At 61.6% G+C, this 22,871-nt stretch carries 18 protein-coding genes and 2 tRNA genes; 7 read left to right on the top strand and 13 right to left on the bottom strand.

What is annotated here, in order from left to right:
* Nucleotides 1-72: 72 nt before the first annotated feature.
* Nucleotides 73-1,830 (bottom strand): arginine--tRNA ligase, encoded by a 1,758-nt coding sequence (gene argS / locus BLS48_RS02420; RefSeq protein WP_091575304.1) that lies wholly within the window; start codon nucleotides 1,828-1,830, stop codon nucleotides 73-75.
* 74 nt (nucleotides 1,831-1,904) lie between these two features.
* On the bottom strand, nucleotides 1,905-3,119 hold the full coding sequence (locus BLS48_RS02425; protein ID WP_091575305.1) for a deoxyguanosinetriphosphate triphosphohydrolase: 1,215 nt from the start codon (nucleotides 3,117-3,119) through the stop codon (nucleotides 1,905-1,907).
* Between the two features lie 76 nt (nucleotides 3,120-3,195).
* Between BLS48_RS02425 and erpA the strand changes: the two genes are divergently transcribed.
* The 4 genes from erpA (at nucleotide 3,196) to BLS48_RS02445 (ending at nucleotide 5,143) form a co-directional block, all read left to right on the top strand.
* Entirely contained in the window at nucleotides 3,196-3,543 is a 348-nt protein-coding gene (gene erpA, locus BLS48_RS02430) for an iron-sulfur cluster insertion protein ErpA (protein WP_091575307.1), read from the top strand.
* A gap of 10 nt (nucleotides 3,544-3,553) precedes the next feature.
* Nucleotides 3,554-3,946 carry a VOC family protein gene (locus tag BLS48_RS02435; protein ID WP_091575309.1) on the top strand — a complete coding sequence of 131 codons (393 nt, stop codon included), beginning with the start codon at nucleotides 3,554-3,556 and terminating at the stop codon, nucleotides 3,944-3,946.
* Between the two features lie 7 nt (nucleotides 3,947-3,953).
* Nucleotides 3,954-4,748 (top strand): exodeoxyribonuclease III, encoded by a 795-nt coding sequence (gene xth / locus BLS48_RS02440; RefSeq protein ID WP_091575311.1) that lies wholly within the window; start codon nucleotides 3,954-3,956, stop codon nucleotides 4,746-4,748.
* Between the two features lie 95 nt (nucleotides 4,749-4,843).
* Nucleotides 4,844-5,143 carry a hypothetical protein gene (locus BLS48_RS02445; RefSeq protein WP_091575312.1) on the top strand — a complete coding sequence of 100 codons (300 nt, stop codon included), beginning with the start codon at nucleotides 4,844-4,846 and terminating at the stop codon, nucleotides 5,141-5,143.
* A 51-nt stretch (nucleotides 5,144-5,194) separates the two neighbouring features.
* Here the strand turns inward: BLS48_RS02445 and BLS48_RS02450 are convergent, their stop codons facing one another.
* The 10 genes from BLS48_RS02450 to BLS48_RS02495 all read right to left on the bottom strand — a co-directional run bounded on the left by BLS48_RS02450 (nucleotide 5,195) and on the right by BLS48_RS02495 (nucleotide 18,464).
* Nucleotides 5,195-6,022 carry a tetratricopeptide repeat protein gene (locus BLS48_RS02450; RefSeq protein ID WP_091575314.1) on the bottom strand — a complete coding sequence of 276 codons (828 nt, stop codon included), beginning with the start codon at nucleotides 6,020-6,022 and terminating at the stop codon, nucleotides 5,195-5,197.
* Nucleotides 6,009-7,733, bottom strand: a complete 1,725-nt coding sequence (ilvD, locus tag BLS48_RS02455; RefSeq protein WP_091575316.1) for a dihydroxy-acid dehydratase — start codon at nucleotides 7,731-7,733, stop codon at nucleotides 6,009-6,011. The genes BLS48_RS02450 and ilvD overlap by 14 nt, the downstream gene beginning before the upstream one ends.
* Nucleotides 7,734-8,012: 279 nt before the next feature.
* Nucleotides 8,013-9,233, bottom strand: coding sequence for an OmpP1/FadL family transporter (locus tag BLS48_RS02460; RefSeq protein ID WP_091575318.1), 1,221 nt, complete (start codon nucleotides 9,231-9,233; stop codon nucleotides 8,013-8,015).
* A 393-nt stretch (nucleotides 9,234-9,626) separates the two neighbouring features.
* A complete protein-coding gene (locus tag BLS48_RS02465) occupies nucleotides 9,627-10,919 on the bottom strand; it encodes an OmpP1/FadL family transporter (protein WP_091575320.1) in 1,293 nt (430 codons plus the stop codon).
* A gap of 368 nt (nucleotides 10,920-11,287) precedes the next feature.
* Entirely contained in the window at nucleotides 11,288-14,071 is a 2,784-nt protein-coding gene (locus tag BLS48_RS02470) for a valine--tRNA ligase (protein WP_091575321.1), read from the bottom strand.
* Between the two features lie 206 nt (nucleotides 14,072-14,277).
* Entirely contained in the window at nucleotides 14,278-15,135 is an 858-nt protein-coding gene (locus tag BLS48_RS02475) for a PopZ family protein (protein ID WP_091575323.1), read from the bottom strand.
* A 219-nt stretch (nucleotides 15,136-15,354) separates the two neighbouring features.
* A complete protein-coding gene (locus BLS48_RS02480) occupies nucleotides 15,355-16,743 on the bottom strand; it encodes a TolC family outer membrane protein (protein WP_091575324.1) in 1,389 nt (462 codons plus the stop codon).
* 183 nt (nucleotides 16,744-16,926) lie between these two features.
* Nucleotides 16,927-17,595, bottom strand: coding sequence for a protein-L-isoaspartate O-methyltransferase family protein (locus tag BLS48_RS02485; protein ID WP_091575326.1), 669 nt, complete (start codon nucleotides 17,593-17,595; stop codon nucleotides 16,927-16,929).
* 90 nt (nucleotides 17,596-17,685) lie between these two features.
* Nucleotides 17,686-17,759, bottom strand: a tRNA-Cys gene (locus tag BLS48_RS02490).
* 447 nt (nucleotides 17,760-18,206) lie between these two features.
* On the bottom strand, nucleotides 18,207-18,464 hold the full coding sequence (locus BLS48_RS02495; protein ID WP_091575327.1) for a PGPGW domain-containing protein: 258 nt from the start codon (nucleotides 18,462-18,464) through the stop codon (nucleotides 18,207-18,209).
* Nucleotides 18,465-18,688: 224 nt separating this feature from the next.
* Between BLS48_RS02495 and BLS48_RS02500 the strand changes: the two genes are divergently transcribed.
* Nucleotides 18,689-18,763: transfer RNA gene (locus tag BLS48_RS02500), tRNA-Asn, on the top strand.
* 301 nt (nucleotides 18,764-19,064) lie between these two features.
* Here BLS48_RS02500 and BLS48_RS02505 read toward each other — a convergent pair.
* A complete protein-coding gene (locus tag BLS48_RS02505) occupies nucleotides 19,065-21,008 on the bottom strand; it encodes a winged helix-turn-helix domain-containing protein (RefSeq protein WP_091575329.1) in 1,944 nt (647 codons plus the stop codon).
* A 230-nt stretch (nucleotides 21,009-21,238) separates the two neighbouring features.
* Between BLS48_RS02505 and BLS48_RS02510 the strand changes: the two genes are divergently transcribed.
* Complete coding sequence (locus BLS48_RS02510; protein ID WP_091575330.1) at nucleotides 21,239-21,673, top strand: monooxygenase; 435 nt, start codon at nucleotides 21,239-21,241, stop codon at nucleotides 21,671-21,673.
* 63 nt (nucleotides 21,674-21,736) lie between these two features.
* A complete protein-coding gene (locus BLS48_RS02515; protein WP_091575332.1) occupies nucleotides 21,737-22,747 on the top strand; it encodes an NAD(P)H-dependent flavin oxidoreductase in 1,011 nt (336 codons plus the stop codon).
* Nucleotides 22,748-22,871 lie beyond the last annotated feature (124 nt).

Genomic DNA, 22,871 nt, shown 5'->3' on the forward strand with positions numbered 1-22,871 from the left:
CCATGGACGTCGCGTAGGGTTGGCCCTTACCAGCGCAATGTGGGCAAAAGGTGACAGGTTTTTTAGTCAAACCTAACGCATTTCGGTGGGCGCGGCGGCTCCGATCAACGTCAGGCCGGACGTCAGAACGTCCGAAACAGCCTGCACCAGCCCTAGTCTGGCATGCGTCAATTGTCGGTCGTTAACCTTAACAAAACGTAAGTCCGGATTATCGGTACCGCGGTTCCAGTGTCCATGGAAACTGGAAGCCAGATCGTAGAGATAAAATGCCAGCCGATGCGGCTCGAGCGCAAGTGCCGCGGACTCGATCAGGCGTGGATATTCGGCAAGCTTGCGGATCAGGCCGATCTCGCCCTCGTCGGTCAGTGATGTCACAGCGGCGGCAAGGCTGGCGCGGTCGAAATTCGCCTCCCCCAACTGCTCGCTCGCCTGCCGGAACACCGAATGGCAGCGCGCCGAGGCGTACTGCACGTAGAACACCGGGTTGTCCTTGGACTGCTCGGTCACCTTGGCGAAGTCGAAATCCAGCGGCGCATCGTTCTTGCGATAGAGCATCATGAAGCGGATCGCGTCGCGGCCGACCTCCTCCACCACTTCGCGCAGGGTGACGAAATCGCCGGAGCGCTTCGACATGCGCACCGGTTCGCCGTCGCGAAACAGTTTCACCAGTTGGCACAGCAGCACCGTGAGTTTCACTTCGTCGCCGGCAATTGCGCGTGCCAGCGCTTCCAGCCGCTTGACATAGCCGCCATGGTCGGCGCCGAGCACGTAGATCAGGTCGACGAAGCCGCGATCGACCTTGTCCTTGAGATAGGCGACGTCGGCGGCGAAATAGGTGAAAGAACCATCGGACTTGACCAGCGCCCGGTCCATGTCGTCACCGACGGCCGTCGAGCGGAACAGGGTCTGCTCGCGATCCTCCCAATCGTCGGGCTTCTCGCCCTTGGGCGGCGGCAGCTTGCCCTTGTAGATATGGCCCTTCAGCGTCAGGTCGCTAATGGCCGAGCGAATCTTCCTGGCATTGTCGGCGTGCAGCGTGCGCTCGGAGAAGAACACGTCGTGATGCACGTTGAGCAGCGCCAGATCCTCGCGGATCATCGCCATCATCGCATCAATGGTGCGGTCCTTGACGATGGCGAGAGCCTCGTCATCCGGCATCTGCAGCAAGGAGTGGCCAAATTCCTTGGCCAGCGCCTGGCCGACAGGAACCAGGTAATCGCCGGGGTAAAGCCCGGCCGGGATCTCGCCGATATCCTCGCCAAGCGCCTCGCGGTAGCGCAGCACAACCGAACGGCCGAGCACGTCGATCTGCGAGCCGGCATCGTTGATGATATATTCCTTGGTCACATCGTAGCCGGCGAAGGCCATCAGATTGGCGAGCGCGTCGCCGACCACGGCGCCCCGGCAATGGCCGACATGCATCGGACCCGTCGGGTTGGCCGAGACATATTCGACATTGGTTTTCCTGCCCCCACCAACCGTCGAGCGGCCATAATTGCGGCCTTCGCCAAGTAGTGCGGTAAGATGCGCCTGCCAGAAACCGTCCTTCAGCCGTAGATTGACGAAGCCAGGCCCGGCGACTTCGGCGGCGGCGACATCCTTGTCGTCCCGCAGCGCTTGCGCCAGCCTTTCGGCCAGCATGCGCGGATTCTGGCCCGTCGGCTTGGCCAGAACCATGGCCGCATTGGTTGCTAGATCGCCGTGGCTGGCGTCGCGTGGCGGCTCGACGGCAATGCGCGACAGGTCGGGCGAAACGCCGTCATTGTCTTTCAAATCAAGCGCTTCGACGGCTTTTATGATTCGCGCGGTGAAATCGGCGAAAATGTTCATTGGTCTGGCTCTGGGGTCTGGCGCTGGCGGCTTTACAAGGAATCCGGCTCGTTGCCGGTAAAATCGAGCCCGCCCTAGCTCAAATCCGGCGTATGGTCAAACAAACGCCGGTGCTCCTTGAGCGCGTAGGTATCGGTCATGCCGGCCAGGAAATCGGCGACGCTGCGCGCCTTGATGCGATCGTCGGCCCGATCCAGCCCCTCGCGCCAGCCGTCCGGCATGGCGCGAGGGTCGGCGAAGTAGACGTCGAACAGGTCCCTGACGATCTGCTCGGCGTCGGCGCGCACCCGCATGACCTCCTCGTGCCGGTAGAGATGCTTGTAGAGAAAAGCCTTCAGTTCCTTCTCGGCCGCAGCCATCTCAGTCGAGAAGGTGACCATGGTCTCGCCCGCCGCCCTCACCGCGTCGGCGCTCTGCGGCCTGATGCGCTCCAGATTGGCGGTCGTCGACCTGATCACATCCTCGACCATAGCGGTGATCTGCCGCCGCATCAGTTCATGGCCGGTGCGCACGACATCGAGACCTGGATAGCGTGCACGCACGCCCTGCAGGATCGTTCCCGGCAGCGAGACAGTCTCCAGCATGTCCAGCGTCAGCAGCCCAGCTCTCAGGCCGTCGTCGATATCATGCGTGTTGTAGGCGATGTCGTCGGCGATCGCCGCGCATTGCGCCTCGATGCCGGCAAACCGGTCCAGTTCGAGGTCGTGCAGTTGTGAGTAATCACGGATCGCTTGCGGCACCGGCCCTTTCAGGCCCTTGCCGTTGACGTCCGTCATCGGCCCGTTGTGCTTGACCAGGCCTTCGAGCGTCTCCCAGGTCAGGTTCAGCCCGTCGAATTCGGCGTAGCGCGCCTCCAGCCTTGTCACGATGCGCAGCGATTGCGCATTGTGGTCGAAGCCGCCCCATTCTGCCATTTTCTCGTTCAGCGCGTCCTCGCCGGTGTGGCCAAAGGGCGTGTGGCCGAAGTCATGCACCAGCGCCACCGCCTCGGCGAGGTCCTCGTCGCCGCGCAACGCTCGCGCCAGGGCGCGGGCGATCTGCGCCACTTCGATCGAATGGGTCAGCCGAGTGCGATAATGGTCGCCCTCATGGGCAATGAAGACCTGCGTCTTGTGCTTCAGCCGCCGGAATGCCGTTGAATGGATGATGCGGTCGCGATCGCGCTGGAACGGCGTGCGGGTCGGGCTTTCGGCCTCGTCGAAAAGCCGTCCGCGCGACTTTGCCGGGTCGCAGGCATAGGCTGCGCGCGGCCGATAGCCGAATCCGATGTCGCCAAGCTCATTTGTCATGGCTGATGCCGCCGCAGTTGACTTGCCCCGTCGCGCTTCATACCTATCATGTGAAACCGAAAGCAAGGTGACGCCCATGGGCGCGGATGCCAAGACTGCCATGAAAGTCGATATGACCGAGGCTGCCGCCAAGCGGATCGCCAAGATTGTCTCAGGGCAAGCCGGCAAGACAGCGTTGCGCGTTTCCGTCGAAGGCGGTGGTTGCTCCGGCTTTTCCTACAAGTTCGATCTGGTCGACACCCGCAACGATGACGACGTCGCCATCGAGAAGGACGGCGCCACGGTGCTGATCGACGATTTGTCCCTAGTCTATATGGGCGGTTCGGTCATCGACTTCGTCGACGATCTGATGGGCCAGTCCTTCCAGATTCGCAATCCGAATGCGGTCGCCTCCTGCGGCTGCGGCACCAGCTTCTCCGTCTAAAGCCATTGCCATGCCTGCCATCGGCGCGGTCCGTCAGATCGCGCTGTCGGCCGGACGCGACCTCGACGCGACATTGGCCTTCTGGCGCGATGTGCTCGGCATGAAGCTGCATGCGCGCTTCGATCCGCCCGGTATTGCCTTCATCATGGCCGGCGATGTGCGGTTGCTGTTCACTGACGGCATACCGGCCGGAACTGTCTATCTCGACATGTCAGGCCTCGACGATTTCCATGCCCAGGCGAAAGCCGCGGGTGTGCCGTTCACCGCGCCGCCGACGCTCGTCCATCGCGACACCGAAGGCCAGTTCGGTCCGGCGGGGGAAAGCGAATGGATGGCCTTCCTAAAGGACCCGGCCGGCAATACGATCGGCCTGGTCGAACGCCATCCGCCGCAAGAACAATGAGACCGTCATGAAAATCGTCACCTGGAACATCAACGGCGTCCGCGCCCGCATCGGCAACCTCACCCATTGGCTGACCGAGAGCGCACCCGACATCGTCTGCCTGCAGGAGATCAAGACAGTCGACGACCAGTTCCCGCGCGCCGAGATCGAGGCGCTCGGCTACAATGTCGAAACCCATGGCCAGAAGGGCTTCAATGGCGTCGCCATCCTGTCGAAGCTGCGCTTCGACGAAGTCAATCGCGGCCTGCCCGGCGACGATGCCGACGAGCAGGCGCGTTTCATCGAAGGCGTTTTCTCGACCGACAAGGGCGCGTTGCGCGTCGTCTCGCTCTATCTGCCGAACGGCAACCCGATCGATGACGAGAAGAAATTCCCCTTCAAGCTGTCCTGGATGGCACGGCTGGAGCGCTGGGCCGAGGATCGGCTCAAGTTGGAGGAGGCCCTCGTGCTTGCTGGCGACTACAACGTCATTCCCGAGCCGATCGATGCGCGGTTTCCGGAAAACTGGCTGGGCGACGCGCTGTTCCAGCCGCAGACGCGGCAGGCCTTCCGCCGGCTGCTCAATCTGGGTTTCACCGAGGCGGTGCGCGCCGTCACCGACGCACCCGACACCTATACGTTCTGGGACTATCAAGCCGGCGCCTGGCAGAAGAACAACGGCATCCGCATCGACCATTTGCTGCTGTCGCCGGAGGCCGCCAACCGGTTCTCATCCGCCTCGATCGAAAAGCATGTGCGCGCCTGGGAAAAGCCGTCCGATCACGTGCCGGTGGCGATCGATCTCGCGCTGCAGCCGGCCTGACGGCCTTCGACCGCGGTGCGCTGATACCAGCCGCCAACCCTCATATCGCCACAATCGCACCGTTGACTCGGGATCAGCGTGGCGGCTGGGTTTCCATGACCATACGATTTGCTCTTTGTCCGATCGGCCTGGCATTTGCCATGGTCGCGCCTGCAGCGGCACTTGCCGCTCAGGAATGCTTGGCCAATGGAAAATCGTACCCACTTGGCCAGGTCGTATGCCTGACGGTTGCCGACAACAGCCATCTTGCCCGCTGCGAGATGGTGCTCAACAACACGTCCTGGACGAAGATTCAGGACAGCTGTCCTGAAAACACGCTGGCGCCGCATCCGCATGTCACGCCGATCTCGACACCGGCTCCCAGCATGGTGCCGACGGAACCGACCGAGAACTGATCAAGATCGAAAATCGAGTGCTGCGTTGGTGAGGCCTGCGTGGCCGCGAGCCTACTGGTCGGCGTTGCCGCCCTTGGTCAGGATGTCATCCGCGAGCGAGATCGCGGTGCGGCGGTCGGCTTCGCCGGCGGTGGCAAATGCCTCTTCCTGCATACCGCGGATCCAGGGCTGATCGGCCGGCGAAGCGCGTTCGAGCGCCGCGGTCATCATCGCCAGGCCGCGAACGATCTTGCCGCTCTGGAACAACAGGTGGCCCAACGTCGCCTGTGCGCCGGCATGGCCCTTCTCGGCGGCGAGCTGGAACCAGCGCCCGGCCTGCTTGACGCTGGCCTTCACGCCGCCCTCGCCCTTCAGGAACATCTGCCCCATCTCGAACTGCGCGTTCGGATTGCGATAATTGGCGGCGGCGCGCATGTAATATTCCTGAGCCGCCACCTCGTTCTCGGTGATCGGGCTGCCGGGAATACCCTTGCGCAGATAGTCGCCAAGCGCCACCAGCGCGTCGGAGACATAGCTTTCCTCGGGCGAGCCGGGCTCGACATCCTGGTCGACGATCTCCGAGAAGAACTTGAACGCCTCATAGTCGTCGCGCGCCACGCCGTCGCCTTCGGCATACATGCGCGCAAGCTTCCAGGTGGCGCCGATCTGGCCGTTTTCAGCGGCGTATTTGTAGGCCTCGGCGGCCTGTTCCTTGTGGCCGTTCTTGTAAGCGGAAAAGCCGAACTGGAACACCGCCCACGGGCTGGACTGCGGCTTCACCCCGGTCTTGTCATCGAACACCTTGTCGTCGAAGGCCATGGCCTGGCCCACGGCGCCAAAGATCGCGACCGCGACCAGTGCCGAAAAGACAGACGACCTCAACAACTCAGATGTCCGCATAACAGTGTGTTTCTTTCGCACCACCCGGATGGGTGACCGCGCCATCGCGCGCCGGCCCTACCGTCTGTGCATATTTCCAAATCGCGCCCGACTGATAGTCGGTCGTGCGCGCCTTCCAAGTCTTTGCCCTCTCCGTCAGTTCGGCTGCCGACAGCGCCACGTCGATCGTGCCATTCACCGCGTCGATCGAAATCACGTCGCCATCCCTAAGCAACCCGATCGGGCCGCCGACGGCTGCTTCCGGCCCGACATGGCCGATGCAGAAACCGCGCGTCGCGCCCGAGAAGCGCCCATCGGTGATCAGCGCCACCTTGCCGCCCATGCCCTGGCCGTAAAGGGCCGCCGTCGTCGACAGCATCTCACGCATGCCAGGGCCGCCGCGCGGCCCTTCGTAGCGGATGACGAGAACCTCGCCTTCCCTGTAGTTGCGATGCGTCACCGCCTCGAAACATTCCTCCTCCGAATCGAAGCAGCGCGCCGGACCGGAGAACTTCAACTCCGACATGCCCGCGATCTTGACGATCGCGCCTTCGGGGGCAAGGTTTCCCTTCAACCCCACGACGCCGCCGGTTTGAGTAATGGGTCTGTTGGCGGGGCGGACCACGTCCTGATGTTCATTCCAGGCAACGTGCTCCATATTTTCGGCCAAAGTGCGGCCAGTCACGGTCAGGCAGTCGCCATGCAGGTAGCCGTGGTCGAGCAACGTCTTCATCAGCAGCGGAATGCCGCCCGCCTCGAACATGTCCTTGGCGACATATTTTCCGCCGGGCTTGAGGTCGGCGATGTAAGGCGTCTTCTCGAAGATCTTCGCCACATCGAACAGGTCGAACTTGATGCCGGCCTCGTGTGCGATCGCCGGCAGATGCAACGCTGCGTTGGTCGAACCGCCGGTGGCGGAGACCACGGTCGCGGCATTTTCCAGCGCCTTCAGCGTGACGATGTCGCGCGGCCGGATATTTTTCGCGATCAGCTCCATGATCTTTTCGCCCGAGGCGAAATTGAAACGGTCGCGCATCTCGTAGGGCGCCGGCGCGCCACAGGAATAGGGCAGCGCCAGACCGATCGCCTCGGCGACCGTGGCCATGGTGTTGGCGGTGAACTGGGCGCCGCAGGAGCCGGCCGACGGACATGCCGCCTGCTCGATTTCAAGCAGCTCGGAATCGCTGACCGTGCCGACCGAATGCTGGCCGACCGCCTCGAACACATCCTGCACGGTGATCTGGCGGCCGCGATAGTTGCCGGGCAGGATCGAGCCGCCATAGATGAAGATCGACGGCACGTTGAGACGCACCATGGCCATCATCATGCCGGGCAGCGACTTGTCGCAGCCGGCGAGGCCGACAAGCGCATCGTAGCAATGGCCGCGCATGGTGAGTTCGACCGAATCGGCAATGACCTCGCGCGACACCAGCGATGACTTCATGCCCTGGTGGCCCATGGCGATGCCATCGGTGACGGTGATGGTGCAGAATTCGCGCGGCGTGCCGCTGGCGGCAGCGACGCCCTTCTTGACCACCTGCGCCTGGCGCATCAGCGAGATGTTGCAGGGGGCTGCCTCGTTCCAGCAGGACGCGACACCGACCAGCGGCTGCGCGATCTCGGCCGCCGACAATCCCATCGCATAGAGATAGGAACGGTGCGGCGCACGCGCCGGACCGACGGTCACATGGCGGCTGGGCAGCTTGGCCTTGGAAATGACTCTGGCGTCCATACTCTTCCTTGCCGCGGGCGGTGCGGCCTGCCCCATCGCCGAGCCTCTTGGCGCGTGTCCCGAGACAAGATCGAGGTGCGCCGGGTTTATGGCGGGAAATAGGCAATTCCCTCGGCCTGACTTTTAGCGCAGGGGTTGTTCAGAAAGTGTTGCCAAAACGCAACAATCGCATAAGGCAAAAGCTGTGCGGCTAATATGCAACGCAACTTGGATACCAGGAACCCGTCCAAACAAAAAAGGCCGGGCGTTGCCCCGCCTTTTGCTAAAACTTTCAGCGGTTTAGAACTTGATCTTGAGACCGCCGGAAATCGCCGTCACGAGATCATTGCCGAAGTCGTAGCTGACTTCCTGGCCAGCCACATAGCCGTTCTCGTCAGCCAACGTCCCTGAGTGGCCGCTGGTCAGCACGCCGATTGCACCGGCCAGGCGCAACTCGATATTCGGTCTTGGTGTATAGGCAACGCCGCCGCCCAATGTCCAGGTATCGGTCTGGTCGCCATAGCCATGCGATGTGCCGCGGTCCCACGAGATCTGCGCGGCGCCGCTCCATTGCTCATTGAACTGATGGCCAATGCCGCCAGTAACCGTCCAGCCGTCACGGTACATCAGGTCGAGCGACGTCAACCTGATTGGGTATGGGGAAATCGTGGTGCATCCAAGAGCCTTGGTCGCCTGCGAGCAAATCGGAACACTCTGCAGCACACTCCAATTGACCCATTTGACCGAACCGAAGGCGAGCCAACCAGGAGCGATGCCGGACTGCAATTTCAACTCCAACGAATCCGGCATGGACTCGGTGGGAGCATATATGTCGGTGACGCTGCCACCGATATTCAGGGTGCCCGAGATATTGTCGAGCTTGACCTGCGAATTGTAGACGAGGCTGGCGCGCAGCGCGATGTCCGGGATTTCGTAAGCGATGCCGGCGCGCCATCCCCAGCCACTGCTGGTCAAGTCCACACGGCCGATTGTGGTGCCGAAGGCCGGGTCCGCGTAGCTCTCCTTGAAGCCATAGACTTCCTGGTAGAAAACGCCCCCGATGAAGCGAAGCTGCCCCTTACCCGCATCCATCTTGTAGGAGCAGGTGCCAGCATAGTTGTTGCTTTTGATCTCCGTCTGGATGTTGGAATAGGACCCGTTCCAGATGCCGGGATTTGAACTTGCTCCCCATGGCTGCGAATAATCCACCAAACAGTCAACGTCATGACCAAGCGAAGCCTTGAAGCCGATATACGGCACCCAGTAGCCCTCGGTATTACGAGCCGTGCTCTTGCCCGTCAGCCCTCCACCGGACGTGTCCGTCGCGTTCTTGAGGTCGCGCTGAGGCATGACATAGGTCGCTCCCATGTCTGAAGCAAACGGCGCCGGATCAAACAGAAGGTCGATGTCGTAGCCGCCGCGCTCCAAGCCACCGGCATGCGCCGAGTTCATCGCCGTCCCAATCAAAGCCAGCGAAAAGCACCCTGCCCGCAGCAGTGCTTTCAGACGCAAATTTTTCATGAGTCTCTTCCCCAAAATCGATACAACCTAAGCAAGAACCAATTCGCATGGATAGCGCAACAACGATTTCAAGAGCCATACATGTACACATTGAGGAAATGGATTTCTCAGATGCGGTAGCCCATCAATACGGTCGATTGGAAATACCCAACTGCGCGCGCATCCACGATAAAAAGCCAGGAAAACCAGGCAAAAAGGCCTGGAAATAACATCTTCCCTAGCTAATTTTCTCGTTGTTACATTACGGCAACAATGCGACAAAAACTTCCGTTTACGTCAATCGCAACGGAATGGCTGTTCTGAATGGTTTCTCGGGGGGCCATTGGGAAAGGTTGGGCAAACAAAAAAAGGCCGGGCATCGCCCGGCCTTTTTGTACTGAGTTCTGAAAGAACTCACCACTTCACCTTGAACGATCCTGATAGAGCGCTCACCAGATCGTTGCCGAAGTCATATGTCACGTCGGTACCATAGTTCACGCCGTCCGATCCCACGACCGAATGTCTTGACCCGCTCGTCAGGACGCCGAGAGCGCCACCGAGGCGGAGTTCAACGTTTTGCGTCGGCATATAGGATACACCGCCGCTGACAGTCCACGTATCGGTCTGCGCGCTGAGACCGGTCGTCGTTCCACGATCCCAGGTAAGGCCGATAGCTCCACTCCACTTCTCATTGAACTTGTGACCAATGCCGCCCGACACCGTCCAGCCATCTCTATAGAGGAGGTCAAGCGACGTTGCCCGTGCTGGGCTGGTGGAATTACACGCAACTACGCCCTTTGTGGACGTCGGGCAGAACGCAATGCTCTGCAGCGTACTCCAGTCCATCCACTTCACGGAGCCGTAGGCCAGCCAGCCGGGAGCTATGCCGGACTGCAGCTTCAATTCGACGACCTGAGGGACGTCTGCCGAACCATAGACCGGTATAACCGAACCAGCACCCGGGACTATAACGCTCGGGAGACCAGCGAGTTGGCTGAGATCCAGCGTGCCCGTGATATCGTCGAGCTTCACAGCCGAATTGTAGACCAGGCTCGCGCGAAGGGCGATTTCGGGAATCTCGTAGGCTATGCCGGCGCGCCAACCCCAGCTCTTCCCCTCGAGCTCCAGCCTTCCGGTGCCGTCACCAGTAATCGGGAACCCCAGCCCACCCGCGACCAAAGGCGCCAATACAAGACGTTCCTTGAAACCGGACACATCCTCCTGGAATACGCCACCAATGAAGCGGAGCTTGCCTTTGCCAACGTCGAATTTGTAGGAGCAGGTCCCGGCATAGGCGTTGCTGTCAATCTTGGTTTCGATGTTGCTTTGTGCGCCGACCCAATTGGCGCCGGGGGCGCTGTGCGCACCAATCGGCTGGGAATAGTCGATCATGCAGTCGATATCATTGTAACCGACTTTCACGCCGGCACGTGGAACCCAATAGCCCTCGGTATCGCGGGCGGTGGTCGAGCCCCCACCGATCCCGTTCGAGCCAAGGCCATCGCTTGACTTGACGTCCTTTGCGTTTTTCAGATCGCGATCCGGCATCACATAAGTGCCGGAGAATTCCGTCGCGACCGGAGCCGGATCGAACAGCAGATCGATATTGTAGCCGCCGCGCTCAAGGCCGCCAGCATGCGCGACGCCCATCAAAGTCAGCGAAAGGCCCCCTGCCCCCAGCAGTGCTTTCAGTCGCAAATTGTTCATGGATCTCCTCCCCGAATAGCTAGTGCATCAAGCTAGAACCAATTCAGGTTAACGCCGCAACAATGAATTCATGAGGCGTACATGTACATGTCCACCGGACGCATTTTCGACAAAATGCGACTGACGCCGCGAGGCTGGAAAAAAGCCATTAGCGGGCGCCTCGACGGGAAAAATGGGAAAATTGGATCCCAAAAAGCTCAAAAAAGCACTTTTCAGGGGGCTCCGGCGCCCATTGTTACATTATGGCAACAATGGGGCTAAAACTTCCGTTTACGTCAATATTAACGCAACGGAATGCCCATTTTCGAGGCTTTTCGAGGCAAGAAGATGCTCTTTCGGGACAAGTCGAAACATGGCGAATCTGCTCTTCAACCGGCGTCGCGAACCCTGGTCAATGCCACCGAAAGCCTGTCCTGCGCATCGCGATATTCAGCGAGCTTTTCGCGCTCGGCCTCCACAATCTCGGCCGGCGCACTGGCGACGAACCTGTCGTTGGACAGCTTCTTGTGCAGGCGGGCGATTTCCTCGGTCAGCTTGGCCAGTTCCTTCTGCAGCCGCGCGGCCTCGGCCGCGAGATCGATCAGGCTGCCAAGCGGCAGGCAGATCGTGGCCTCGTTGAGCACGATCTGCGCCGAACCCTTTGGGGCAGTATCGGCCAGCGAGATGTCACCGACCCGTGCCAGCCGCTTGATCGCCGAATCCTCACGAGCGAGTCTTTGGCGCGTTACGTCGTTGGCGCCAACCACCACTAGCGGTGCAATGGCCGCCGGCGGCACGTTCATCTCGGAGCGCACCGAGCGGATACCGGAGACGAGGTCGACCAGCCAGTTGATGTCGGCGGCCGCATCCGCGTCCTCGAAATCCGGCGACGGCCACGCGGCATGACACAGCAGTGAGGCCCGTTCCTTGCCCTCGCCGGCTGTCTGCGCCCACAACTCCTCGGTCATGAACGGCATCATCGGGTGGAGCAGCTTGTAGATCTCGTCGAGCACGAAGGCGACGCAGGCGCGGCTTTCGGCCTTGGTCGCCTCGTCCGTGCCCATGAACACCGGCTTCAGCAGTTCCAGGTACCAGTCGCAGAACAGGTTCCAGACGAAGCGGTAGGCGGCACCCGCCGCCTCGTTGAAGCGATATGAGGTGATGCCGTCGGTTATCTCCCGCGCGGCGCGCGTCAGTTCGGTGAGGATCCAGCGGTTGACCGCCAGCTTGGCATCGCTCAGCCAGAAATCGTCATTGCGGGCGACTTCGTTCATCTCGGCGAAGCGCGTCGCGTTCCACAGCTTGGTGCCGAAATTGCGGTAGCCGGCGATACGCGCCGGGTCGAGCTTCACGTCACGCCCCTGTGCCGCCATCACCGTCAAAGTGAAGCGCAGCGCGTCGGCGCCGTATTCGTCGATAAGATCGAGCGGGTCGATGACGTTGCCTTTCGACTTCGACATCTTGGCACCGTTCTTGTCGCGCACCAGCGCGTGGACATAGACGGTGTGGAACGGCTCTTCGTCCATGAAGTGCAGGCCCATCATCATCATGCGGGCAACCCAGAAGAAGATGATGTCGAAGCCAGTCACCAGCACGTCGGTCTGGTAGTAGGTCTTCAGCTCTGGCGTCTGGTCCGGCCAGCCAAGCGTCGAGAACGGCCACAGCGCCGACGAGAACCAGGTGTCGAGCACGTCCTCGTCGCGAGTCAGGATCTCGCCCGGCTTGAAATTCTCCAGCTTGTCCTCGACCCAGGCCTTCCATGGGCCTTCCAGCGCCAGATAATATTCGATCGCGGCACCCAGCGCCTCTTCCTCGGTCTTTTCGACGAAGACGCGCCCATCCGGCCCGTACCAGGCCGGTATCTGGTGGCCCCACCAAAGCTGGCGCGATATGCACCAGGGCTGGATGTTTTCCATCCAGTCGAAATAGGTCTTTTCCCAGTTCTTCGGCACGAAGTTGGTGCGGCCCTCGCGCACCGAGGCGATCGCCGGCTTGGCGAGTTCCGCCGCATTGGCGTACCACTGCTCGGTCAGGAACGGTTCGATCGGCACGCCGCCGCGGTCGCCATGCGGAACGGCATGGCGATGCGGTTCGACCTTTTCGAGGAAGCCGCCGGCTTCCATCAGCTCCACGATCTTCTTGCGCGCGACAAAGCGGTCGAGGCCGTTGAGTTCATCCCAGACAGCCTGGCGCTCCGGCGTCACCTCGAGTCCAGCGAGAAAATCCTCGTTGTCCCTCAGATTGACCGCGGCCTCGATGGTGAGGATGTTGATCGCCGGCAGCTTGTGGCGCTTGCCGACCTCGAAGTCGTTGAAGTCGTGTGCCGGCGTGATCTTGACCGCGCCAGAGCCCTTCTCGGGGTCGGAATATTCATCCGCCACCACCGGTATCTTGCGGCCGACGATCGGCAGCACGATGTTCTTGCCGACCAGGTGCCGGAACCGATCGTCGTCAGGATGCACGGCGACGGCCGTGTCGCCGAGCATCGTCTCGGGGCGAGTCGTCGCCACCGTGATGAAGGTCTTTGGATTCTCCGGATCGAAGACCTCGCCCTCTATGGGATAACGGAAGTGCCAGAGATTGCCGTTGACCTCCTGCTGCTCGACTTCGAGATCTGAGATCGCGGTCAACAGCTTCGGATCCCAGTTCACAAGGCGCTTGTCCTTGTAGATCAGCCCTTCCTTGTAGAGGGTGACGAACACTTCGAGCACGGCCTTGGACAGGCCTTCGTCCATGGTGAAGCGTTCGCGTGACCAGTCCGCCGAGGCGCCCAACCGCTTCAGCTGGTTGAAGATCGCGCCGCCGGATTCGGCCTTCCACTCCCACACTTTCTCGATGAACTGCTCGCGCGTCAGGTCGCGGCGATGGACTTGCTTTTCCATCAGCTGGCGCTCGACGACCATCTGTGTGGCGATGCCGGCATGGTCCATGCCCGGCTGCCACAACACGTTCTTGCCGCGCATGCGCTCGAAGCGCACCAATATGTCCTGCAATGTGTTGTTGAGCGCGTGGCCCATATGCAGCGAGCCGGTAACGTTCGGCGGCGGAATGACGATGGTGAAGGCCTCGGCCCCCTCGTCAGCGCCGGCGCCGGCGCGAAACGCGTCGGCCTCTTCCCACACTTTGGCGATCTTCGGCTCGACGGTTTTTGCGTCGTAGGTCTTTTCAAGCATGGGAAATGGTCCGCGCTGTCGGGATTTTTGCTGGTCCGGTGTAAATCGGAAGGTTTTGACCAAGTCAACCGCAAGGGGCAGGACCGGGCTCTCGACGTCAAATAGACACGGCCGGGATCAGGTCAAGGAAGGCAAGCGCGCCAGCGGACCGCACCAACAGAAACGCCGCCCCTGGGGCGGCGTTTCATCGGTGATCGGGATGGAGATTACTGCGCTCCGCGCGCCACGCGCTCGATCTCCTCGCGCACCAGCCGCTCGACCAGTGTCGGCAGATTGTTGTCCAGCCAATCCTGCAGCATCGGCCTCAGCATCTCCTCGGCCATCTCGTCGAATGTCTTCTTGCTGCGGCTGGCAAACGCATCGGAAAGCTCACCAAAGGCAGCGGCAACCTGCCGGCCCGTGTGCTCGGAAACGATGGCCGGACGAACTGACGGCGCGTCGCTGGCCACCGCCGGCCGCGCCGGACTTCCGCCCGGACGAGACTGCTCGAAGGCCCCGTTCGTCGCCGGCTCGTCCCTGTGGGCCGGCTCGTCCCTGGGATTGTCCACCTCCGGCTGGGCAACCGACTTGCGCGCCTCGCCCCTGTCCGCCCCCATTTGGGCCTGCTCGCCGACCGCGGCGATCTCGCGCCGCCAATCGGCAATGCTGGCGTCGGGGGTCGCGACAGGACGCGTCGCCGGCGCCTCGGCAGCGGCCAGCGGGGTCGGCTCGGCGGCGACCCGGGCGCTGACCTCGGCAAGTGTCATCGATGGCTTTGCCGGGGTGGGTTCGGAACGCACCGGTGTTTCCATCCGCCCAATCACCGGCTCGGCCGCCGTCACCAGCGCCTGCACTTCCGCCAGCTTGACCGGCTTCCTGACCTCGGGCGCGGCATGCAGGTCGGCACGGAATGCCTCGACGTCGGGGACTGGATCGGCGCTCGATGCCGGCTCCAGATCCTGGCGCGGCTCATCGGCCTCGCCCGGTTGCTTGCGGCCGGTATCGCTGTCTTCGATGATCCTCCTGATGGAAGCCAGTATCTCTTCCATCGAAGGTTCGCGCTGTGCGCTGCTTGCAGTTGCCATCGTCACATCCGCCGCCTTTGTGACCCATTGCAGATTTCCGCTCCGGCAAAGCCGGATCGAATCATGGCGACAGGGTAACCGACGGATCGCCGCACGAGAATCCCCAATCTCGGGACTTGTGGGATTTCAACAGATTAGAGCATGTTTCCGGAAAGCGGAGCCGGTTTCGGAAAAGATGAAGTTCGAAGAGGTAGACTGCGGAATCCGAACCGAACGTCCTCAGCGGCCATCCGGCGTGCGCAGGCCGAACCACTTGTCCTTGACCGCGTTGTAATGCTCTTCGGGCTTGTATTTCGTCACCTGCAAGCCAAGGCGGTCGACGGACAGGCGGCCGGTCGCCTGCAGGATGGCGTAGCTCGCCACCACCACGTCATGTTCATAGCCGGCCTGATTGATCTCGGCGGTGATGACCGTCGCCTGTGCGTTGAGGACATCGAGCGTGGTGCGCTGGCCGACATTGCGTTCTTCGATGACACCGTTGAGCGCCAGCTTCGCGGCCTCGATCACTTGCCTGTTGGCCGCGAGGCTTTGCTGCGCGGCGGTGTACTCGGTCCAGGCGGCGGTGACGGCCTGGCGCACCTGGTCGCGGCTGACATCGACCTCGATGCGGGCCTGGCTGAGCGATTCCTTGTCCTGGCGCACGATCGCCGAGGTGCGGCCGCCCGAATAGATCGGGATGGTCAGCGTGGCCCCGATGCTGGCCGAATTTGTCGTGCCGTCCTGCGTCGAAAGGGAGCCCGGCACGGTATTGCGATAGGCGCTCGAAACGCCGGCGGAAGCAGACAGCTGCGGCAGCAGAGCGCCTTCGGCCGACTTCACCGAAAAGGCAGCGGCGTCGACCAGATGCTGGGTGGCAAGAATGGCCGGGTGCTCGTTCGAGGCTACACCTACGGCGGCGGCGAGACTGGACGGCAACAGCTTTGCCACCGGCGAAGCGGCTTTAAGCTTGCCCGGCTCGTCGCCGACGATCTGACGATAGAGCGCGGCACTTGCCAGCGCCTGCGCCCGGGCGGCGCTCAGCGATGCCACGGCGGCGGCCCGCGAAGCGTCGGCCTGTGCCACGTCGGTACGCGTGCCTTCGCCAACATCGAAGCGCGAACGCGCCGCACGCGCCGTTTCGGTCAGGAATTGCAGGTTCTGTTCGGTCAACACGGCCACCTGCCGGTCGCGAATCACGTTCATATACGCTTGGGCCGCGCTGAACAGGATGTTCTCTTCGGTGTTGCGCAGGCTTTCGACCGACGCGCGGACCTGCGATTCGGCGGCCGCCACATTGTTCTTGGTCTGAAAGCCGTCGAACAGCGTCTGGTTGATCTGGACGCCAAAATTGCCGGTGGTCAGACGCGCGCTTGAGTTGGTGCCGTTGAGGTGGCTGCTGGAGTAATCGATACTTGCCGAGCCTGTGACTGTCGGCCGCCAGCCCGATTTGGCAATGGCGACGCCTTCATCGGTGACACGGACGCCTGCGCGGGCGGAATTGAGCTGGGAATTGTTCTGATAGGCCTTTGCAAGCGCGCCAAGGATGGTTTCCGCCGAGGCCGAGAATGGAGAAAGCGCGGTGGCGGAAACGAGGATGGCGGCAAAAAGGCTCTTGCGTACAGACAGCACAGTGTATCCCTCATTCGTTTTCCATGGGAACCGCGCCACGCCAGTCTCTCCTTGTGAGCAACCGGCGCCGCGCGTTTAGTGTTCCCTGCTGCTCAGCCCCAAAGCGCCCCCAGTTTGCGGATCAGCAACGATTGTTCAAACACAAGCGACCATGACAAAGCCTCTCCTGCAAGGCAAAATCACTCAGAATTCGAAGGCATGCGCACGTTCGAAGCCCGGTAGTGGCTTAATTGCCGCATTAAACGCGCGTCTTCCGGTTACAACCCCCCCTGCCTTGAAAAAAAGCCGAGCCACACCTGAATTGCCTTGCCCTTCAACGGCGACAAGGCGGCCGCCTTCGGCAAGCTGGTCGAGCAGCGGTGTCGGCACGTCCTCGACGCTGCCGCCGATGAAAATGACGTCATAAGGCGCCTTGGCGGCATGACCTTGCGACAAGGCCCCCTGCACAACGGTCACATTGCCGCAGCCAAGCGATGAAAGCGTTGATTTGGCAGTCTCGGCCAGCGCCGAATCGCTCTCGAGCGCCACCACGGACCCGGCCAGTCGCGACAGGATGGCCGCTGCGTAGCCGGTGCCGCAGCCGACATCGAGCACCGAATCGGTCTGATTTATCTCAGCCAGTTGCATCAGCTTGGCCAGCGGCGAAGGTTCCATGAGGTAGCGCGCGCCACCCGCGCCATCGGCAATGCGGATATCCTCGTCAATATAGGCGAGATCGCGCTGGCCGGCGCCGACAAAGACCTCTCTTGGCACGACAAGCATCGCTTCCAGCAATGGCGCGCTGGTCACATCGGTGGTGCGAACCTGACCATCGACCATCTTGACGCGACGTTCGGAAAAATCAGCGCTCATGTCCCAACCAATCCGCTTGCCGCGCCAGAAGCGCGGTTCATTTCGACCCGAACTTCAAGCTCCGGCGCGGATGCGCGGGAGCTCGGGCATTGGAGGCCTCGCCCGGAATCGAACCGGGGTGCAAGGATTTGCAGTCCTCTGCGTAACCACTCCGCCACGAGGCCTCGTTGCTCCCGGCGTTCCACCCGGTTCCAATAGGTTGCGGCGAAAATGCCGTCAAGCGGCCACCGTGCATTCCGAACGGTTTCCTCGGCACCAATCCGGGCAGCATGTGTCAAATCCTCAAGCTCCGGGAATCGCGGCGATATATTAGCGGATTGTTTAGCATGGGCCGTCGCCGGAAAAAACCGATGAGCCGCCCAGGTGTTGAGCAGGACAGGAAGCGCCAGCCATGCGCTGGGCAATGGCGGCAAAAGACAAGAACGCGCCAGCCGGCCTGCCGAAGAGCTTTTGCGCTACGCCATTGAGCGCCCTTGCATCGGCAGTGGGAGCAGCCTGTCGCCGCTCGACCGGGCGAAGCACGCTTCAGCCGCGGCGATTCTCAGGCATATCCGCAAGGCACTGAAGGAGCACGCCCGCCGCCGAAGCGTGCCATCTTGCACCGTCAACCTTCAATCCGGTCGACGGCGCCGTTCCCACCAGACGACAAAGCGACGGCGGTGGCGGCGAACCATGGCGAATTCGTAAGACAGCACCAGCAATCCGAGCGGCACCATCCAGAAGCCGAGGATCGGCAGGAAACCGAGGATGCCGCCGATAGTCAGCAGCATACCGATCGCGATTCTGAGTCCACGCGAGCGCGGCATCTTGAATTCGCGTCCCAAAACCGAAATTTTCCGCGCTGGCATCTGGTTGTCTTGTGCTGTCATCGTCTCGAAAGATTGACCCGTTCGACCGTTCAAGAGCGTCATTGAACCAAAGCCGCAGCCACCCTTTTCGGTTCCATATCCCTCGTCAGACGGCTTATATGAGGGCCTCCACGGACGATTGCGAGAAACCATCGTGCGAAAAAGCCTCGGAAAAATGCGAAATGCTTCTTTGCAAAGCCGAAAAGGGCAGCTATAGGCTGCGCCACTCACATCAGAGCCTCCGTTCCCCGGTAGCTCAGTGGTAGAGCAACCGGCTGTTAACCGGTTGGTCGCTGGTTCGAATCCGGCCCGGGGAGCCAAATCTTTTCAAGCGCTTAGCCGATCTTGAAAGACTGCCGAAAACGGTAGATCTACAGCATATTTACAGAATCTGAGTTCGCTAGAGGGTGGTCTGACCCCGCTGGCGCGAGATCGATAGGAGTTGCCGTTCGGCTCAACAGTCAAAATGAGCATGTTGCGGACATCACCAAGCCACTACTCGGACGTCGCGTTTTGAGCCGGTAGCGGACTGGCAGCCTCACGTCTGGAATCGGGACACAGACATTGGCCTTCACCCGGACATCGACTCGATTCGATCTTCTAGGCCGTCAAGTAGGGCAACTATTGGTAAAGTGCATGCGGCGGACGTGCCGAGTAGACGTATCGATAACCGGCCTTTGGGACCGTCGGAATGCAATCGCGCCTGGACCCCAGCTTCTTGCGCAACGTCCGCACGACCGTATCGACAACGTTGCTACCGACATATGTGCGTCGCCAGATACGTTCAATGAGATCCTCGCGTCGTACCACCGCGGGCGCACGATCGATCAGCTCACCAAGGACTTGCGCCTCCAGACGGGTCAGCTCGACTGCGTGTCCTTCCACAACTACCTCGCGGCGATCGCGCGCGAAATCCAGATTGTCCCTATCGATCATTCCCGTCGGTCCGGCATCGACCAGAGCCGAGACCCATCCAATCATGTCGCCGCCCGGAACTTCGAGCACCATAGTGGCCGGCATGTCGGTTAGAGCCTCTTGCAAGGGACGAAACCCGAGCCGATGCAGCAGCTCGCGGTCGCCTGCAAAGGCATAACAGTAAATCCGCGCCATTCCCCAACGCTCGATATAGTTGCGTTTCAGGTCGAGAATGCAGGCGATGCGGCTAGCTTCGTGGGCTTCGGTGGCCCTCGCCGAAATTTGGCGGATGAACAGGACTTCCCCATTCACGGGATTCGCAGCCAGATGGATTTGCCACGCTCCAAAGAGAGGATCAAATGCGCCGAGCCCGTCGTGCGGATCGTCCTGGCGCGCGAACAAGTAGAAAGCCAGCACTTCACCGCCCGGTCCTCGCGCTACGGAAAACCGGTGCGGCAGACGCTGAATCCAAGCCTCGATACGTGTGCGCTCGTCGCCGCCGTCGCGGAGATCGACGATGTCCAGAATTTGCTGGAAATCGTCAGCGCGGGCCGCCTCGACGGGCGGCGCTTCCGCTTCCGGAGGAAAGAACGCATTTCGAAGTGCGGGCTGCTCCAGCAGGTGGAGAAGATCGGCCATGTGCCGCCATCGGCCGGAGCGCCCCGAACTGCGAAGGCGTTTGACGATCCAGTCTGCCGCGATCTTGCGCCACAGCTGATAGCGTTCGGCTTCAACGCCAGACATCCAATCGACTATGGCCCGCCGCACCGGCTCCGCGATATAGATTCCTTCCGCGTCGCGCGTCGCGAATGGCAAGGCTTCGACAGCCTCGAGCAGCGAAAGCTGTACCGGCTCTTCAGTTTGCAGAATGGCTGACACCAGGGCTCGGTTTGCGCGTCGAACAATGGCGCATGCTTCGACAGCCCGTCGCAACTGGATGTCTCCTATGGCATTCAGGATGGCGTTGGCGAGTTCGCCGGCGTCGCGTGCGGTGCCGAGCGAGCCGGTGCGCGCGGCGTGGATCGCCATGTGCAGGCCAAGAGGATGACCGCCGGTCAAGGCCCAAATGCGCTCGGCTGTTTCCGGCGACAGACCCGCCGCACCAACCACTGCATCGCTTTGGGATCTCGGAAGCGCGCCGAGCTTGATATCAACGAAATACCGTCCGTAGTCCGACGACCAAGCCGGCGGTGGAACGGCTGTGCCTGCTAAAACGAAACGCGTGCTTGCGGGCAGAGCAGGCAAAAGCTCGGCCCGAAGCCATGAACTCGCCAAGCGCCAAGTATCGACATCGTCGATCATCACGACCGTGATTTCCTTGATGCTTGTCAGCGCATCCGCCAAATCGGCAACCGTTCGGGTGACTTCGTTGCCAAGCGCTCGACCCATCACAGCCAGGATTGTCGAGGGGGTGGGTTCCACTGATCCTGCTGCAATTTTGAGCCGTCGGACTCCGTCATCTTCGCGGAGAGTAGCTTCGAGCGCTGAAACGAGCGCCGTCTTGCCGATGCCGGCGGGGCCGTGAAGGTAGACGACGATCGGTCCACCCGGAGCCGTTACCTGACGCAGAAGGCGCAATTCCGAATCGCGTCCTGCCAAAGAAGAACGGCGCTCTGCCCGTATCAGGTCGGCGATCGTGGCCGAAGTCATGGAGCAAAGTTCTCATCGATTACTCATCGGCTCATCATGACCTTATCGAACCGCTCAGTCTACTAAGGCCGCACTGAGAAGGGCGGCCGCCGCAGGAAAGGCCGCCTTCCAGGCAGACGATCCGCGTCGAATGGGGTCGCGGAAACGGTATCGGTTGTCCTTCAGGCCATGGCTGGCTGCCAAGGCCACCGCGGTCTCGGGAAGGAACCAACTCAGAAAGGAAAGAGATCATGAATGAACTCAACACCAGGATCGGTCGCCGCAGGCCCGTCCCCAGCGATCGCGGTGTGCGGCGCACAGCCACGCCGACCGCACTGTTGTTTCGTTTTCCTTTCGCCGGGCCTTGGGGAGAGGAACTGGCGCAAGCCTCGCAAGCACTAGCCAGCGACATCGCCAATCAGGAAGGGCTTGTTTGGAAGATCTGGCTGGAAGACCGTGAAACGGAGCAGGCCGGGGGCATCTACCTGTTCGAGGATGCCGCAACGGCGAGCCGATATCGGGAAAAGCACGAGCGGCGGCTTGCCTCCATGGGACTTACCGGGGTCATGGTGGATGCCTTCTCGGTCAATACCGAGCTATCGGTTCTGACCATGGCGCGGGCCGCGCTCGGCGAACCCAACGCTTCAGAAATTCCTTCGATGGCCACGATGACGATACGGCCATGACGATCAAACCCCGGACGGCGCGATACGCGCAGGCCGCCCTCGATTACATCAAAGGATACAGCTATGATTTCGACATCCATTATGCGGGACTTTGGGCTCGCGACGCCGATCGTCAATGCAGGCATGGCGATGATCGCCCGTCCCGCTCTCGCGGCCGCTGTGTGCGAATCCGGTGGGCTTGGCACGATCGGCTCCGACATCAACCCGCCCCAAATCCTGCGCGATCTCATCCGGAAGACCAAGGCACTTACGAAGCGGCCCTTCGGCGTCGACCTGATCGGCGACTTCGTCACCGACGAACACATATCCGTCCTGCTTGAGGAACAGGTGGCGCTCGCGATCTTCTTTTGGACGTTGCCGACCTCGGAGCATGTCGGACGGCTGAAGCACGCCGGCATCAAGGTCTGGATGCAGGTCGGCCGCGTCGCGGAAGCTGAGCAAGCGGTCGCCCTCGGCGCCGAAGCACTTGTCGTCCAGGGTGCCGAGGCGGGCGGCCACAATCGGGCTGAAGCCTCCACTATGACTCTATTTCCTCGCATTCGCCGACTTCTCCCGGGCCTGCCGCTGCTTGCCGCAGGCGGCATAGTGGATGGCACGACCATGGCCGCGGCGCTCGCTCTCGGTGCTGACGCAGTCTGGTGCGGCAGCCGTTTCCTCGCTTCGCTGGAGGCCGAGGCGCACGATGACTACAAGGCCCGCGTGCAAGCTGCCGATGTGGCCGATACGGCGATCCTGTCCATCTACGGCCCCGAGTGGCCCGATCAGCCCATGCGGGCCATCGTCAATGACGGCGCACGCGCGGCGCTGGGGCGGGAAGCCGAAGCCACCAGGGATGCAGAAGGCCAGGTCATCGGCTCTACCGTCCTGAACGGCCAGACAATCCCGGTGCCGCGCTACAGCGCCATCCTGCCGACGCCCGATTTCGACGGCGACATAGAGCAGGCATGCCTGACGGCCGGACAAGGCGCCGGAAACATCGACGAAGTTCTGCCTGCGGGCGAGATAGTCCGGCGCATGACGGCCGAGGCAAAGTCAGTGGTCCGCCGTCTGGCTGGCATGGTGGAAGCCGCCTGACGCGCGGCCCTCACAGAACCATTCGCAACGATCATCCCGGCAGTGCGCGCGCTCCGGCTGAGCGAACAGCCGGGTCGCGCAAACGCGCTGATGCTGTTGAGCAGTGGCTGTCGCCCACCCAGAA

This window comes from Mesorhizobium qingshengii, assembly GCF_900103325.1.
Taxonomy (GTDB): domain Bacteria; phylum Pseudomonadota; class Alphaproteobacteria; order Rhizobiales; family Rhizobiaceae; genus Mesorhizobium; species Mesorhizobium qingshengii.

What these genes read in the sequence shown, in the direction of transcription:
- argS (WP_091575304.1), bottom strand. Translation starts at nt 1,830, where the DNA reads ATGAACATTTTCGCCGATTTCACCGCGCGAATCATAAAAGCCGTCGAA.
- BLS48_RS02425 (WP_091575305.1), bottom strand. Translation starts at nt 3,119, where the DNA reads ATGACAAATGAGCTTGGCGACATCGGATTCGGCTATCGGCCGCGCGCA.
- erpA (WP_091575307.1), top strand. Translation starts at nt 3,196, where the DNA reads ATGGGCGCGGATGCCAAGACTGCCATGAAAGTCGATATGACCGAGGCT.
- BLS48_RS02435 (WP_091575309.1), top strand. Translation starts at nt 3,554, where the DNA reads ATGCCTGCCATCGGCGCGGTCCGTCAGATCGCGCTGTCGGCCGGACGC.
- xth (WP_091575311.1), top strand. Translation starts at nt 3,954, where the DNA reads ATGAAAATCGTCACCTGGAACATCAACGGCGTCCGCGCCCGCATCGGC.
- BLS48_RS02445 (WP_091575312.1), top strand. Translation starts at nt 4,844, where the DNA reads ATGACCATACGATTTGCTCTTTGTCCGATCGGCCTGGCATTTGCCATG.
- BLS48_RS02450 (WP_091575314.1), bottom strand. Translation starts at nt 6,022, where the DNA reads ATGCGGACATCTGAGTTGTTGAGGTCGTCTGTCTTTTCGGCACTGGTC.
- ilvD (WP_091575316.1), bottom strand. Translation starts at nt 7,733, where the DNA reads ATGGACGCCAGAGTCATTTCCAAGGCCAAGCTGCCCAGCCGCCATGTG.
- BLS48_RS02460 (WP_091575318.1), bottom strand. Translation starts at nt 9,233, where the DNA reads ATGAAAAATTTGCGTCTGAAAGCACTGCTGCGGGCAGGGTGCTTTTCG.
- BLS48_RS02465 (WP_091575320.1), bottom strand. Translation starts at nt 10,919, where the DNA reads ATGAACAATTTGCGACTGAAAGCACTGCTGGGGGCAGGGGGCCTTTCG.
- BLS48_RS02470 (WP_091575321.1), bottom strand. Translation starts at nt 14,071, where the DNA reads ATGCTTGAAAAGACCTACGACGCAAAAACCGTCGAGCCGAAGATCGCC.
- BLS48_RS02475 (WP_091575323.1), bottom strand. Translation starts at nt 15,135, where the DNA reads ATGGCAACTGCAAGCAGCGCACAGCGCGAACCTTCGATGGAAGAGATA.
- BLS48_RS02485 (WP_091575326.1), bottom strand. Translation starts at nt 17,595, where the DNA reads ATGAGCGCTGATTTTTCCGAACGTCGCGTCAAGATGGTCGATGGTCAG.
- BLS48_RS02495 (WP_091575327.1), bottom strand. Translation starts at nt 18,464, where the DNA reads ATGACAGCACAAGACAACCAGATGCCAGCGCGGAAAATTTCGGTTTTG.
- BLS48_RS02505 (WP_091575329.1), bottom strand. Translation starts at nt 21,008, where the DNA reads ATGACTTCGGCCACGATCGCCGACCTGATACGGGCAGAGCGCCGTTCT.
- BLS48_RS02510 (WP_091575330.1), top strand. Translation starts at nt 21,239, where the DNA reads ATGAATGAACTCAACACCAGGATCGGTCGCCGCAGGCCCGTCCCCAGC.
- BLS48_RS02515 (WP_091575332.1), top strand. Translation starts at nt 21,737, where the DNA reads ATGATTTCGACATCCATTATGCGGGACTTTGGGCTCGCGACGCCGATC.